14 protein-coding genes and 1 pseudogene are annotated in these 12,645 nt (G+C 63.6%); 8 read left to right on the plus strand and 7 right to left on the minus strand.

The window, feature by feature from the left end; all coding sequences use genetic code 11:
- Positions 1-142: pseudogene (locus tag FFS60_RS29020) on the minus strand (hypothetical protein); the annotation flags it as partial.
- 98 nt (positions 143-240) lie between these two features.
- A complete protein-coding gene (locus FFS60_RS10770; RefSeq protein WP_028627816.1) occupies positions 241-837 on the minus strand; it encodes a cysteine hydrolase family protein in 597 nt (198 codons plus the stop codon).
- A gap of 224 nt (positions 838-1,061) precedes the next feature.
- Between FFS60_RS10770 and prmB the strand changes: the two genes are divergently transcribed.
- Entirely contained in the window at positions 1,062-1,976 is a 915-nt protein-coding gene (gene prmB / locus FFS60_RS10775; protein WP_028627815.1) for a 50S ribosomal protein L3 N(5)-glutamine methyltransferase, read from the plus strand.
- 9 nt (positions 1,977-1,985) lie between these two features.
- On the opposite strand, the gene FFS60_RS10780 is transcribed toward prmB, so the two are convergent.
- Both FFS60_RS10780 and FFS60_RS10785 read right to left on the minus strand, forming a co-directional pair.
- Positions 1,986-2,765, minus strand: a complete 780-nt coding sequence (locus FFS60_RS10780; RefSeq protein WP_137821966.1) for a hypothetical protein — start codon at positions 2,763-2,765, stop codon at positions 1,986-1,988.
- 106 nt (positions 2,766-2,871) lie between these two features.
- On the minus strand, positions 2,872-3,852 hold the full coding sequence (locus FFS60_RS10785) for an alpha/beta hydrolase (protein ID WP_137821967.1): 981 nt from the start codon (positions 3,850-3,852) through the stop codon (positions 2,872-2,874).
- Positions 3,853-3,985: 133 nt separating this feature from the next.
- On the opposite strand from FFS60_RS10785, the gene aroC reads away from it, so the two are divergent.
- The 6 genes from aroC (at position 3,986) to FFS60_RS10815 (ending at position 8,998) form a co-directional block, all read left to right on the plus strand.
- Positions 3,986-5,077: a chorismate synthase gene (gene aroC, locus FFS60_RS10790; protein ID WP_028627812.1), complete on the plus strand. Its 1,092-nt coding sequence runs from the start codon at positions 3,986-3,988 to the stop codon at positions 5,075-5,077.
- Positions 5,074-6,234, plus strand: a complete 1,161-nt coding sequence (locus tag FFS60_RS10795) for an MFS transporter (RefSeq protein ID WP_137821968.1) — start codon at positions 5,074-5,076, stop codon at positions 6,232-6,234. Before aroC ends, FFS60_RS10795 begins: the two co-directional genes overlap by 4 nt.
- A complete protein-coding gene (locus FFS60_RS10800) occupies positions 6,231-6,845 on the plus strand; it encodes a methylthioribulose 1-phosphate dehydratase (RefSeq protein WP_028627810.1) in 615 nt (204 codons plus the stop codon). The genes FFS60_RS10795 and FFS60_RS10800 overlap by 4 nt, the downstream gene beginning before the upstream one ends.
- 87 nt (positions 6,846-6,932) lie before the next feature.
- Complete coding sequence (locus tag FFS60_RS10805; protein ID WP_028627809.1) at positions 6,933-7,478, plus strand: acireductone dioxygenase; 546 nt, start codon at positions 6,933-6,935, stop codon at positions 7,476-7,478.
- Positions 7,479-7,573: 95 nt separating this feature from the next.
- Positions 7,574-8,257: an acireductone synthase gene (gene mtnC / locus FFS60_RS10810; RefSeq protein ID WP_137821969.1), complete on the plus strand. Its 684-nt coding sequence runs from the start codon at positions 7,574-7,576 to the stop codon at positions 8,255-8,257.
- A gap of 183 nt (positions 8,258-8,440) precedes the next feature.
- Complete coding sequence (locus tag FFS60_RS10815) at positions 8,441-8,998, plus strand: histidine phosphatase family protein (protein ID WP_028627807.1); 558 nt, start codon at positions 8,441-8,443, stop codon at positions 8,996-8,998.
- Positions 8,999-9,002: 4 nt separating this feature from the next.
- Here the strand turns inward: FFS60_RS10815 and FFS60_RS10820 are convergent, their stop codons facing one another.
- Together FFS60_RS10820 and FFS60_RS10825 are read right to left on the minus strand one after the other, a co-directional pair.
- Positions 9,003-9,503, minus strand: a complete 501-nt coding sequence (locus tag FFS60_RS10820) for a methylated-DNA--[protein]-cysteine S-methyltransferase (protein ID WP_137821970.1) — start codon at positions 9,501-9,503, stop codon at positions 9,003-9,005.
- A gap of 2 nt (positions 9,504-9,505) precedes the next feature.
- Positions 9,506-10,414 (minus strand): DNA-3-methyladenine glycosylase, encoded by a 909-nt coding sequence (locus tag FFS60_RS10825; protein WP_256658069.1) that lies wholly within the window; start codon positions 10,412-10,414, stop codon positions 9,506-9,508.
- A gap of 159 nt (positions 10,415-10,573) precedes the next feature.
- Here FFS60_RS10825 and speE point away from each other — a divergent pair, with 159 nt between their 5' ends.
- Positions 10,574-11,434 carry a polyamine aminopropyltransferase gene (gene speE, locus FFS60_RS10830; RefSeq protein WP_028627804.1) on the plus strand — a complete coding sequence of 287 codons (861 nt, stop codon included), beginning with the start codon at positions 10,574-10,576 and terminating at the stop codon, positions 11,432-11,434.
- A 224-nt stretch (positions 11,435-11,658) separates the two neighbouring features.
- On the opposite strand, the gene FFS60_RS10835 is transcribed toward speE, so the two are convergent.
- The gene (locus FFS60_RS10835; RefSeq protein ID WP_137821971.1) at positions 11,659-12,645 is read right to left on the minus strand and encodes an alpha-L-glutamate ligase-like protein; all 987 of its coding nucleotides are present in this window, start codon (positions 12,643-12,645) and stop codon (positions 11,659-11,661) included.

Raw genomic sequence — 12,645 nt, forward strand, 5'->3', positions numbered from 1 at the left:
GGAGGGTGGCGGCGCCGGCCATTGCGAGCAGTACGCCGAAGCTGGCCAACAGCGCGGCGAGTGCCGCTGCGAAACGCCAGCGCCAGCTGCCTGGGCCGCGTGGGCGCAGGCGGCGGGCATCGAAACCATCGGATAACTTCATCCGGACGTCCTCTTGCTTGATCGGGGTATGACCGGCGCCAGCTGGCGGTGGTTCCGGTCAACCCCGTCGCGGATGTCGCGGGATATTGCGACGCCTCGTTAGATAAGCGCCTTGGCCTGCGGCACCACACTGGCGAAGTTGTCGGCGAGGGCGATCACCTCGACACGGTGCATGTCTTCCGCGCTGATAACGCCGCCGTCGACGGTTGGCAGGTCGCGGGTCGCGCAGGCTGCGCTCACCAGCGTGCAGCGATAACCATAGTCCTTGGCAGCGCGGACCGTGGTGCTGATGCTGGAGTGGGTCATGAATCCGCAGACGATCAGGTCCAGGTGCCCGATAGCTTGTAGGCGGTCATGCAGGTCGGTGCCGGCGAATGCGTTGGGCAAGCGTTTCTCGACCACGATCTCGCCCGGCAGGGGCGCGACCTCGGGCAGGTGCTCTCCGCGTTCGCCACGGGGATCGAAGATGCCGCCGGGTACACCGAGGTGTTTCACATGGACGATGGCGCTGCCCATGGCGCGGGCGGCGGCAAGGAGGCTGGCAATCTCGCCAAGGGCGGCATCGAGGCCGGGCAGGGCGAGGACGCCGCTGCGGTACTCTTCCTGAGCGTCGATGATCACCAGGGTGGCATTGTTCAGGTTGGCCGGCGGATAGCCGCGGCCACTGAGCTGGAACATGGATTTCGGGGCGGACATGCGAATCTCCAGGTACGACATGGCCACCATTGTCCGCCCTGCGGCGCAATAAGTGAACCATGGGCCAAGGTCCAGTTGCCCGGCGAGGACGCGGCGCTCAACTGCCAGGCGGGCTGCAGGGTGGATTGTGCGGCGTTTTCGGGGGGCCGTTCGTCGGCGCCTGCGGGCTGCCCCAAGACGGTAGGGGTGCTAGAATCTTCGGCCCGTTTTCCGAGGTAGCTGCCGTGTCCGAATCCCGCCTGCGCACCCTGCGTGACCACATCCGCTGGGCTGTCAGCCGTTTCCATGCTGAGAACCTGTTCTTCGGTCATGGCACCGACAACGCCTGGGATGAAGCCCGTCAACTGGTGTTGGGCGCACTGCACTTGCCTTACGAGATTTCTGACAGCTACCTGGACTGTCGACTGGAAGAGGACGAATGCGCTCACCTGCGCGAGCTGCTGCGTCGGCGCATCGACGAGCGTGTTCCGGTTGCCTACCTGCTGGGCGAGGCCTGGTTCTGCGGCATGCCTTTCGTGGTCGACGAACGGGTGCTGGTGCCGCGCTCGCCCATCGCCGAGTTGATTCAGCAGCAGTTTGCACCCTGGTTGCCCCAGGACCCGGCGCGTGTCCTCGACCTGTGCACGGGCTCGGGCTGCATCGGTATCGCCTGCGCCCATACGTTCGCGCACGCGGAGGTGGTGCTCGCTGACCTTTCCTTCGACGCCCTGGAAGTCGCCAACCTGAATATCGAGCGCCACGGCCTGGAAGAGCGCGTCTACACGGTACAGGGCGATGGTTTTGACGGCCTGCCGGGGCAGCGCTTCGACCTGATCGTGTCGAACCCACCCTATGTGGATGCCGAAGACTTTGCCGACATGCCGGCTGAATACCACCACGAGCCCGAACTGGGCCTGGCCTGTGGCAATGATGGTCTGGACCTGGTGCGGCGGATGCTGGCCGAGGCGGCTGACCACCTGACAGAGAGGGGCTTGCTGATTGTCGAAGTGGGCAACAGCCAGTTGCACGTCGAGGCACTTTATCCGGAGGTGGATTTCCTCTGGCTGGACTTCGAGCATGGCGGACACGGTGTATTCATGCTTAGCGCCAGGCAGTGCCGGGAACACCAGTCGTTGTTCCGCGCGCGACTGAATCCCTGACCCTTCGGGTCAGCGGGTGATGACCCAGATCAGCAGACCCGCCTGAAATACCGCGAAGGCCACCAGGCAGGCGATGGTAAAGCGCAGGCCGCTGTCTTCACGTTTGTAGAGGGCAATGCGCTCTTCAAGTTTGCGAATCTCCACCTCCTGCCGCCGCAAGTTCTGGTCAGCCTGTTCAAGCATCGCGGCGGCTTCCTGCAGACCCACCAACTGGACCTTCTCGCGGTGCCAGTCGCCGTGCAGTTCGCTGATCCGGCCAGCGCTGTAGCTCGCCTTTAGCTGCAGGTTGTCCAGGTAATTGATCTCGAATCCCTGCGCCTTGAGGACGTGGTCGCGACGTAGGCGCGCCTCGTTTTCCAGGGCGTCCTTGGCGGGCAGGGCGCCGCCCTCTATTCGATAGTGGGCCCAGCGTTGCTTGGCCCAGGCGATGCCCTGGGCCAGTAGAAAGCGTCCCAAGCCGCGGTTCTGCGGTTCCAGTTGCAGGCCGCCGTCCGGGCCGAAGCGGACTTCCTTGCTGCGGTGATCAGCCCAGACTTCCAGCAGGTTCTGCTCCTTGCGCACCTTCTGGCCGGGAAGCCCGATGCTCAGGCGCAGCACGCTCTGCTCCTTGTTGTGCCGTTCCACTCGGCCCAGTTCGACAAAGCGCAGTGGTCGTGTGCCGGTGTGGCGGTCGATGGGTTGGGGGGCGAGGCGTAGCAGGTCGAAATGCTCGGCCGCCAGCTCCGCCCAGGGATGGGGCGGGGGGGCGGCTTCTGTGGCGCTCTGCTGTTCGGCTGGGCTTTCGCTCATCGGGAAGTACCTTGCAAGAACCTGCGACGACTGACTTGGTACGTCAGTGCGGATTCTGTATGTAATTGCCCGTGTCAGGCGAGATTTCCTACAGAATCTTTCGCCTTTATCGACCGTTCTTCGCATTTCTGGAGTCGGGCAGTTCCTGGATGAAGGCCAGGATGCGCTCGCCCAGCTCTCGTGCCAGGGGCAGTCGTGGGTCGCGGTAGGATGCCATCTGCTGCTCCATATCCATGGGCACGATACGCAGCATATGGTTCATGCCCTTGATGATGGCCAACTGGGCGTCCGGCTTGGCGGCCTTGAGCAGCTCGGCATCGCTCACGCTCACCTGGATATCGTGGCTGCCCTGCAAGATCAGCGCGGGTATTGGCAGCTGGCCAAAGGCCCGTGCCGGGTCCTGGCGAAACAGGGAAATCAGGTACGGCTGCACGCTGGGGCGGAACAGTACTTCCAACGGTTGCGGCACTTCTGCCACCTGCTGGCCCGCCCGCAGGCTGGCCAGCAAGGCTTCGCTCTGGGTCAGCAAGGGAGGGGGCAGGCGGTCCTGCAACTGGTCGCGCAGCAACTGGTCGATCGGGCGGGCACTACCGGAAATGCTGACCAGCGCATCAGCACCCGCTGCCGCCGCCGCGAGGCTGGCAATCAGCGCTCCTTCACTGTGACCGATCAGGATCAGTTGGGAAAACCTCGCGTCCTGCTTCAGCTGTTGGCCCCAGGCTGCGGCATCACCGGCGTAGAGCTCAATGCTGAGCTGGCGCTCATCCACTCCTGCGTCCTGGCTGGCGGCAATGCCGCGCTTGTCGTAACGCACGCTGGCAATTCCATTGCGCGCCAGCAACTGGGCAAGTTTCTTCAGGCTGTCATTGCGCCCGCCGAGGGGATTGTTGCCATCACGGTCGGTGGGGCCGGAGCCGGAGATGATCAGCGCTACAGGCACGGGCTGATCGGTCTTCGGGCGCAGCAAGGTGCCGCGCAGGATGCCGCTGCCAGTGTCCAGTTCGATCGGGCGTTGCAGCACGCTCTGGGGGGCGGCCTGGGCCAGACCGGCAAGAAGGGGAAGGATCAGCATTAGAAGTCGCAGCATTGCTTTGAAGTCGATATCCGGAATGGCGGGTTGGACGCGGCAGCGGGCGCAAGGTTCGAGGGGTGAACTGGCCGGACGCCGCGGGTATACTGCTCGACCTTCGAACGAGGCCCATTTCTGCGGAGCACTGTGCATGTCCGGCAACACCTACGGCAAGCTGTTCACCGTCACCACTGCTGGCGAAAGCCATGGTCCGGCGCTGGTCGCCATCGTCGACGGCTGCCCGCCGGGGCTGGACCTGTCCCTCGAGGACCTGCAGCGTGACCTGGACCGCCGCAAGCCGGGCACCAGCCGCCACACGACCCAGCGCCAGGAAGCTGACGAGGTGGAAATCCTCTCTGGCGTATTCGAGGGCAAGACCACCGGTTGCGCCATCGGCCTGCTGATCCGCAACACCGACCAGAAGTCCAAGGACTACTCGGCGATCAAGGACCTGTTCCGCCCGGCCCACGCCGACTACACCTACCACCACAAATATGGCATTCGCGACTACCGTGGCGGCGGCCGTTCCTCGGCGCGGGAAACCGCGATGCGCGTGGCCGCTGGCGCCATCGCCAAGAAGTTCCTGGCTACTCAGGGCATCACCGTGCGCGGCTACATGAGCCAGCTCGGCCCCATCGAGATTCCCTTCAAGACCTGGGATTCGGTGGAGCAGAACGCCTTCTTCAGCCCTGACCCGGACAAGGTCCCCGAACTGGAGGCCTACATGGACCAACTGCGCCGTGACCAGGACTCTGTCGGCGCGAAGATCACCGTAGTTGCCGAAGGTGTGCCGCCGGGCCTGGGCGAGCCGATCTTCGACCGGCTGGACGCCGAACTGGCCCATGCGCTGATGAGCATCAACGCCGTCAAGGGCGTTGAGATCGGTGCTGGCTTCGACAGCGTGGCCCAGCGTGGCACCCAGCACCGCGACGAAATGACCCCGGAAGGCTTCCTCTCCAACAACGCCGGCGGCATCCTCGGCGGCATCTCCTCTGGCCAGCCGATTGTCGCCAATCTGGCGCTGAAACCGACTTCCAGCATCACCACGCCCGGTCGCTCCATCGACGTTCATGGCAACCCGGTGGATGTGGTCACCAAAGGCCGCCACGATCCGTGCGTGGGCATTCGCGCGACCCCGATCGCCGAAGCCATGATGGCCATCGTGCTGATGGACCACCTGCTGCGCCACCGCGCGCAGAATGCCGGCGTTCGGGTCGAAACCCCGGTGCTCGGCCAGCTGTGACGGGCGGCGCGAACGCGCTGCCCTATTGGCGGCTTTCCAGCTTCTATCTCTTCTACTTTTCCCTGCTGGGCGCCACGGCGCCCTTCCTCGGTCTTTACTTCGCACACCTGGGCTTTTCCAGCGCACGTATCGGCGAGCTGCTGGCGATCCCCATGCTGATGCGCTGCGTAGCGCCCAACCTCTGGGGCTGGCTGGGCGACCGCAGCGGCCGGCGCCTGGACATCGTGCGCTTCGGCGCCTTCTGCACCCTGCTGACCTTCTCGCTGATATTCGTCAGCCAAAGCTACGCCTGGCTGGCGCTGATCATGGCCTTGCATGCCTTCTTCTGGCATGCCGTGCTGCCGCAGTTCGAGGTGATCACCCTCGCACATCTCCGGGAGCAGGCGGCGCGCTACAGCCAGGTACGTCTCTGGGGCTCCATCGGCTTCATCCTTACGGTGATTGGCTTGGGCGAGCTGTTCGAGCTGTTCAGCCTTGATCTCTATCCCTGGGCGCTGGTGTTCATCATGAGCGGTATCGTCCTCAGCAGTTTCTGGGTGCCGAATGCCGCGCCCCAGGCGCGCCCTGACGTGCCGGGGCAGAGCGGCTTTATCGACCAGTTGCGCCAGCCGGGCGTACTGGCCTTCTATCTGAGCGTGGGCCTGATGCAGCTGTCCCACGGGCCTTACTACAGTTTCCAGACCATCTACCTCGAATCCCTTGGCTACTCGCGCAGCCTGATCGGCCAGCTCTGGGCGCTGGGCGTGGTGGCTGAGGTGCTGCTGTTCATGGTGATGGCGCGCATTCTCACGCGCTATTCGGTTCGCGTGGTGCTGTTGGCCAGTTTCCTGATCGCCGCCCTGCGCTGGCTGCTGATCGGTAATTTCGCCGACCAGTTGCCGGTACTGCTGTTTGCACAACTGCTGCATGCCGCTACTTTCGGCAGCTTTCACGCTGCCGCCATCCATTTCGTGCAACGTCGGTTTGGACCGCGCCAGCAGGGGCAGAGTCAGGCGCTCTACGCCGCCCTGGCCGGCATCGGCGGCGCCCTCGGTGCGCTCTACTCGGGCTACAGCTGGAGCAGCCTGGGACCGGTCTGGACTTACGTTATCGCTACGCTCGCGGCGCTCGCCGCAGCCGTTATCATTGCCACCCAATTGCAGGAGGAGCGGGCATGAATCGCCAACAACTCGCCCAGGAAATCATCGAAGCCGGCCGTTTCCTGTACGACCGTGGCTGGTCGCCGGCCACCAGCAGCAACTATTCGGCGCGGCTGTCCGCGACCGAGGCGCTGCTGACCGTTTCCGGCAAGCACAAGGGTCAGCTCGGCCCGGACGATGTGCTGGCCACGGATATGGACGGCAACAGCCTGGAGCCAGGCAAGAAGCCCTCGGCGGAAACCCTGCTGCACACCCAGCTTTACCGCTGGAAACCGGAAATCGGCGCAGTGCTGCATACCCATTCGGTGAATGCCACTGTGCTGTCGCGCCTGACGCTGGCCGATTCCCTGGTGTTCGCCGATTACGAGCTGCAGAAAGCCTTCAGCGGCATCAGCACCCACGAATCCCAGGTGCTGGTGCCGATCTTCGACAATGACCAGGACATCGCCCGTCTGGCCGCCAAGGTGCAGCCCTGGCTGGACCAGCACGCTGACTGCGTGGGTTACCTGATCCGTGGCCATGGCCTCTATACTTGGGGGCCGCGCATGAGCGACGCCCTGCGCCAGGTCGAAGCCTTCGAGTTCCTCTTCGAGTGCGAGCTGAAGACGCTCTCGATCACCCAGCGCTGAAGCTTCCTTCGCATGAAGATGCCTGACTGATACCGGTGTCGTCCGACCCGCCAAAGAGCCGGGAGGACACCCGCAAGGAGTACCCAGATGAGCAGCCTGACCGTTTACCACGAATCCAGCCCCGACCTGCCGAACAAGGTGCTGACCCACCTGGATGACATCGCCTCCACCCTCGCGTCCGTCGGAGTGCGCTTCGAGCGTTGGGAGGCTTCCGCCCCCATCGCGCCGGGTGCCAGCCAGGAGGAGGTGATCGCCGCCTATCGCCCGCAGATCGACCGGTTGATGCAGGAGCAGGGCTACGTCACCGTCGACGTCGTCAGCTTGACCCGCGACCACCCGCAGAAAGACGAACTGCGAGCCAAGTTCCTCGACGAGCACCGCCATGGCGAAGACGAGGTGCGGTTCTTCGTCGCCGGGCGCGGCCTGTTCACTCTGCACATAGACGACTACGTCTATGCCGTGCTTTGCGAAAAGAACGACCTGATCTCGGTGCCGGCCGGCACCCGTCATTGGTTCGACATGGGCGAGCACCCGCATTTTGTCGCCATCCGCCTGTTCAACAACCCGGAAGGCTGGGTCGCCAAGTTCACCGGCGACGAGATCGCCAAGCGTTTCCCGCAGCTGGAAGACTGAGTTGCAGGAGCCGGCTTGCCGGCGAATGGGTACGAGGTACCTTCGCGAGCAAGCTCGCTCCTACGACAGCCATACCGATTCATCTGGAGTTCCCAATGCCCATCAAGGCCATCCTCACTGATATCGAGGGCACCACCAGCGCGGTGAGCTTCGTCTTCGACGTGCTCTTCCCCTTTGCTGCGTGCCACCTGCCGGAGTTCGTCCTGACCCATGCCGGCGAGCCGGCGGTGGCGCAGCAGATCGACGCCGTGCGGGCCGAAAGCGGAGAGGCCGGGGCTGGCCTGGAGCGGGTGGTGGACATCCTCCTTGGCTGGATCGCCGAAGACCGCAAGGCCACGCCCCTCAAGGCGTTGCAGGGCATGGTCTGGGAGCAGGGCTACCAGGCTGGCCAGCTCAAGGGCCATGTCTACCCAGATGCCGTTGAGGCACTGCGCCGCTGGAAGGAAGAGGGCTATGACCTCTTTGTCTACTCTTCGGGTTCCATCCAGGCGCAGAAGCTGATCTTCGGTTGCTCCGAGGCGGGCGATCTGGCGTCGTTGTTCTCCGGCTATTTCGATACCACCTCGGGAGCCAAGCGAGAGGCCGCGTCCTATCAGCGCATCGCGTCCGCCATTGGCCTGCCGGGCGAGCAGATCCTCTTCCTTTCCGACGTGGTCCAGGAGCTGGATGCTGCGCGCGAGGCTGGCATGCAGACTATTGGCCTGGCTCGCGAGGGTGGCGTGCTGGACGGCCATGAAACCGTGGCGAGTTTTGCGGTGATCGACCTGACACGCTTTTGACGCTGTTTGAAATCGTCTGACGGAGCGTGAGGAAGGCTGTCGTCGGCCGATCTATCCTTGGGGTGACTGCATCCAACCGTGAGCGTCCCCCATGGGTTCCTGCCTCTGCGTCGTTGCGGCTTGTCCCGATCCGATCCTTTACAGGGCAGTTGGCGGGTGGGTGCTGGAACTGGCGCTCTGGCCATGACCCGTCTATTCGTCCTGATGTTGCTCGCGTTGCTGGCGTTGCCAGCGCCCGCTGACCAGAAGTCAGCCTGGCAGGCTCTGCGCGAAGGCAAGGCATTCCTGCTGTTGCGTCATACCACTGCCCCGGGTACTGGCGACCCGGAAGGCTTTCGCCTGGGGGATTGCAGCACCCAACGCAATCTCAGCGACAAGGGACGCCAGGAGGCGAAGCGGTGGGGCAAGCTGTTGGTGCGGCGCAAGGTGGAGCAACCGCGCCTCTATACCAGCAACTGGTGCCGTGCCCAGGACACCGCCCAGGAAATGGGCCTGGGGGCGGTGGAAACCCTCTCCGCGCTGGACTCCTTCTTCAGTGATCCGGACAGCCAGGCTGCGCAGACTGTCGAGTTGCGCAAGGCCATCGACAAGGTGCCCAAGGACAGGCCGGTGGTGATGGTCAGCCACCAGGTGAATATCAAAGCCTTGACGGGAGTGTTGGCGAAGAACGGGGAGGGGTTGATCATCGAGTTGCCCTTGGCCGACCCACCAAAGGTCATGGCGCGTATCCGTCAGCCCTGAACGTTCAGATCAGCAGCAGTTGGTCCTGCTCCGGCTGCAGCTTCACGCCTTCCAGCTTCAGCAGCAGTGCCTTGCGCGGCAGGCCGCCGGCATAGCCGGTCAGGCTGCCATCGCGGCCGATCACCCGGTGGCAGGGGATGATGATGGAGATGGGGTTGGCGCCATTGGCGGTGCCGACGGCGCGCACGGATTTCGGGTTGCCGATGCGTTCGGCCAGTTCGCTGTAGCTGGTGGTGCGGCCGTAGGGGATATCCAGCAGGGCCTGCCAGACCCGCTGCTGGAAGGGCGTACCCCGTGGCGCGAGACGCAAGTCGAAGCGCTTCAGGTGCCCCTCGAAGTAAAGGTCAAGCTGGCGGCAGGGTTCGTCCAGTTGTCGACCGGCTGGCACCCAGCCAGTGTTGGGCTGCCAGCGTTCGGTGTTGTCCATGTAAAGCAATTGCAGGCCCGAGTCGTCCCCGGCGAGCAACAGCGGGCCGGTGGGGCTGTCGTGGTAGCGGTAATGCATTTTCACTTCTCCTCGGCGTAGCTCTGCCAGAGATAGACGGCGGCGTAGGCGCGCCATGGTCGCCATGGTTCGGCACGGCTGGCCAGTTCCCGTGCACTGATGCCCTCTGGCCCCCAAAGTGGCGACTTGAGCAACCCGAGGTCGGCGGAGGGGAAGGCGTCCGGCTGCCCGAAAGCGCGCAGGGCAATGTATTCGGCGGTCCAGCGGCCGACACCGGGCAGGGCGCAGAGACGCTCGATCAGGGATTCGATGCCCGCCGCCAAGTTCAGTTCCAGGCTGCCATCGGCCACTGCCTGGGCAAATCGACGCAATGTGTCGACACGTTTGCCAGGCATCCCGATACCAGGCAGTGGATCGTCGGCGATGGTCTGCGGAGTAGGGAAGAGCCGTTGCGGGCCTTCGACTTCGGCATCTGCCAATGGCTCGCCAAGACGCTCCACCAGGCGCCCGGCGATGGTCACCGCCGCCTTCACCGTCACCTGTTGACCGATGATGGTACGCACCCCTTGCTCAAAAGGGTCGAACGCAACGGGTAGGCGCAACCCCGGATAACGTGCCAGCAGCCCTTGCAGCAGCGGGTCACGGCCCAGGTGCTGGGCGATGGCAGCCGGATCGCAATCCAGGTCGAACATTTGCCGGATGCGCGGTGTCAGTTGCGGCTCCAGGTCCTGAGCCGACGGGCTCAGTTCAAGCTCCAGGGCGCCGGGTATCGGACGCAGACGGAACCATCCGCTGCGCGCGCCCAGGCGGAAGCTGCGGCAATAGCTGTCGGGCGTCAGGTGCTCGACGCCAGGCAGGCGTCGCAGGGCAAAATGTTGCTGGAACTGCTTCCAGCTCCAGGGCTCGAAGTAATGAAGGCGCATGGGCTCGATGGGCTCGCGGGTTCGAATGGTGGAAGCAATTGCAGTCATGGAGCGACGATATTCTCTTGGCGCCGCGTCGTCTCTGCAAAACTGACTTTCAAATTCTCCCGCCGCGGTTCGACCTGACATCGAAGCCATCGTAGAATGCGCGCCTTTTCATGGGGCGGAGGCACCGTCCGCTAATACAGCCAGCAGGGGAGACAACCCATGAGCGATTACCAGGAAACTCTCTACGACGGTTATGGCCAGCGCTTCCGCATGGACAAGCTGCTGCACGAAGTGCGCACCGAACACCAGCACCTGGTGATCTTCGAGAACGCGCGCATGGGCCGCGTGATGGCGCTGGACGGCGTGATCCAGACTACCGAGGCCGACGAGTTCATCTATCACGAGATGCTCACCCACGTGCCGATCCTCGCCCATGGCGCGGTGAAGAGCGTGCTGATCATTGGCGGTGGTGATGGCGGCATGTTGCGCGAAGTGCGCAAGCACCGTGATATCGAACGCATCACCATGGTCGAGATCGACGGCACAGTGGTGGAAATGTGCAAGGAATTCCTGCCGAACCACTCCAAGGGTGCCTATGAAGACCCGCGCCTGAATCTGGTGATCGATGACGGCATGCGCTTCGTCGCGACCACCCAGGAGAAGTTCGACGTCATCATCTCCGATTCCACCGACCCCATCGGTCCGGGCGAGGTGCTGTTCTCCGAGAACTTCTACCAGGCCTGCCGCCGCTGCCTGAACGATGGCGGTGTCCTCGTGACCCAGAACGGCACCCCCTTCATGCAGCTGGGCGAAGTGCAAACCACTGCCAGCCGGATGGACAGCCTGTTTGCCGATTGGCACTTCTACCAGGCCGCCGTGCCCACCTACATTGGTGGCGCCATGACCTTCGCTTGGGGCGCAACCGACCCGGAAATGCGCAAACTGCCGGTGGAAACCCTGCGCCAGCGCTACGCTGGCAGCAGCATCGTTACCCGTTACTACAACCCGGAAATCCACGTCGGCGCCTTCGCCCTGCCGCAGTACGTGCTGCACGCGGTGAACAAGCCGAGCAACGATTGAAGGTGTGCGGGTAGACGAAGAAGGGGTCGGAAGGCCCCTTCTTTATTTCTGCTTTAGTAGGATGGATGGCGCTTCTTCATCCACCAGCGGTGCCCCGCTGCCCTCCAGTGGTGGACCGGTGAAGCGTGGTCCACCCTACTGATGAAGCCTGCATTTGGCCTTGGCCGGATAAGCAGAATGAAAAAGCCCGGCAACTTGGCCGGGCTTTTTCATGGAGGGGTGGATCAGATCTCCGTCGGCCGCACGTGGCCGAAGAGCTCCTGGGATACCCGAACGCGCTCTTCCGGAGTTTCCTGGATACCCTTGGCCTTCAGCTCTTCGAGGCGGGCCTCGACAGCGTGGGCGCGATGGGTCAGGCCGCAGTCGTTGGCGATCTGGATGTTCAGGCCGGGACGGGCGTTGAGCTCGAGGATCAGCGGGCCCTTGTCCTGGTCCAGCACCATGTCGACACCGATGTAGCCCAGGCCGCACAGCTCGTAGCAGCCGGCGGCCAGCTTCATGAATCCATCCCAGTTCGGTAGCTGCACACCGTCCACCGCGTTGGTGGTGTCCGGGTGCTTGGCGATCTTGTTGTTCAGCCAGGTACCGCGCAGGGTAACGCCGGTGGCCAGGTCCACACCGACGCCGATGGCGCCCTGGTGGAGGTTGGCCTTGCCGTTGGACTGCCGGGTCGGCAGGCGCAGCATGGCCATCACCGGGTAGCCCATCAGCACGATGATGCGGATGTCCGGCACGCCTTCGTAGCTGATGCTCTTGAAGATCTGGTCCGGGGTCACGCGGTACTCGATCAGCGCGCGGTCACGGTGCCCGCCGAGGGAGTAGAGGCCGGTGAGGATCGAGGAAATCTGGTGCTCGATTTCCTCGTGGCTGATGATCTTGCCGGATACCGTCTTGTAGCGGCCTTCGAAGCGATCAGCGATCACCAGGATGCCGTCGCCGCCGGCGCCTTGCGCCGGCTTGATCACGAAGTCGTTACGCTCGCCGATGATCTCGTCGAGCTTCTCGATTTCCTTCTCGGTGGAGATGACGCCGTACATTTCGGGTACGTGGATCCCCGCCTCGATGGCGCGCTGCTTGGTGATGATCTTGTCGTCGACGATCGGGTACAGGTGCCGTTTGTTGTACTTCAGCACGTAGTCTGCGTTTCGCCGATTGATGCCCATGATGCCTTTGGCTTCGAGGGCTTTCCAGGTCTTGATCAGGCCGAACAT

The sequence above is a fragment of the Pseudomonas sp. D(2018) genome (genome assembly GCF_005502555.1).
GTDB lineage: Bacteria > Pseudomonadota > Gammaproteobacteria > Pseudomonadales > Pseudomonadaceae > Metapseudomonas > Metapseudomonas resinovorans.

Excerpts from the sequence above, each read along its gene's own strand:
- FFS60_RS10835 (WP_137821971.1), bottom strand. The coding sequence starts at position 12,645 with ATGTTCGGCCTGATCAAGACCTGGAAAGCCCTCGAAGCCAAAGGCATC.
- FFS60_RS10800 (WP_028627810.1), top strand. The coding sequence starts at position 6,231 with ATGAATCGCCAACAACTCGCCCAGGAAATCATCGAAGCCGGCCGTTTC.
- FFS60_RS10825 (WP_256658069.1), bottom strand. The coding sequence starts at position 10,414 with ATGACTGCAATTGCTTCCACCATTCGAACCCGCGAGCCCATCGAGCCC.
- mtnC (WP_137821969.1), top strand. The coding sequence starts at position 7,574 with ATGCCCATCAAGGCCATCCTCACTGATATCGAGGGCACCACCAGCGCG.
- aroC (WP_028627812.1), top strand. The coding sequence starts at position 3,986 with ATGTCCGGCAACACCTACGGCAAGCTGTTCACCGTCACCACTGCTGGC.
- FFS60_RS10820 (WP_137821970.1), bottom strand. The coding sequence starts at position 9,503 with ATGCATTACCGCTACCACGACAGCCCCACCGGCCCGCTGTTGCTCGCC.
- FFS60_RS10815 (WP_028627807.1), top strand. The coding sequence starts at position 8,441 with ATGACCCGTCTATTCGTCCTGATGTTGCTCGCGTTGCTGGCGTTGCCA.
- FFS60_RS10805 (WP_028627809.1), top strand. The coding sequence starts at position 6,933 with ATGAGCAGCCTGACCGTTTACCACGAATCCAGCCCCGACCTGCCGAAC.
- speE (WP_028627804.1), top strand. The coding sequence starts at position 10,574 with ATGAGCGATTACCAGGAAACTCTCTACGACGGTTATGGCCAGCGCTTC.
- FFS60_RS10785 (WP_137821967.1), bottom strand. The coding sequence starts at position 3,852 with ATGCTGCGACTTCTAATGCTGATCCTTCCCCTTCTTGCCGGTCTGGCC.
- FFS60_RS10780 (WP_137821966.1), bottom strand. The coding sequence starts at position 2,765 with ATGAGCGAAAGCCCAGCCGAACAGCAGAGCGCCACAGAAGCCGCCCCC.
- FFS60_RS10770 (WP_028627816.1), bottom strand. The coding sequence starts at position 837 with ATGTCCGCCCCGAAATCCATGTTCCAGCTCAGTGGCCGCGGCTATCCG.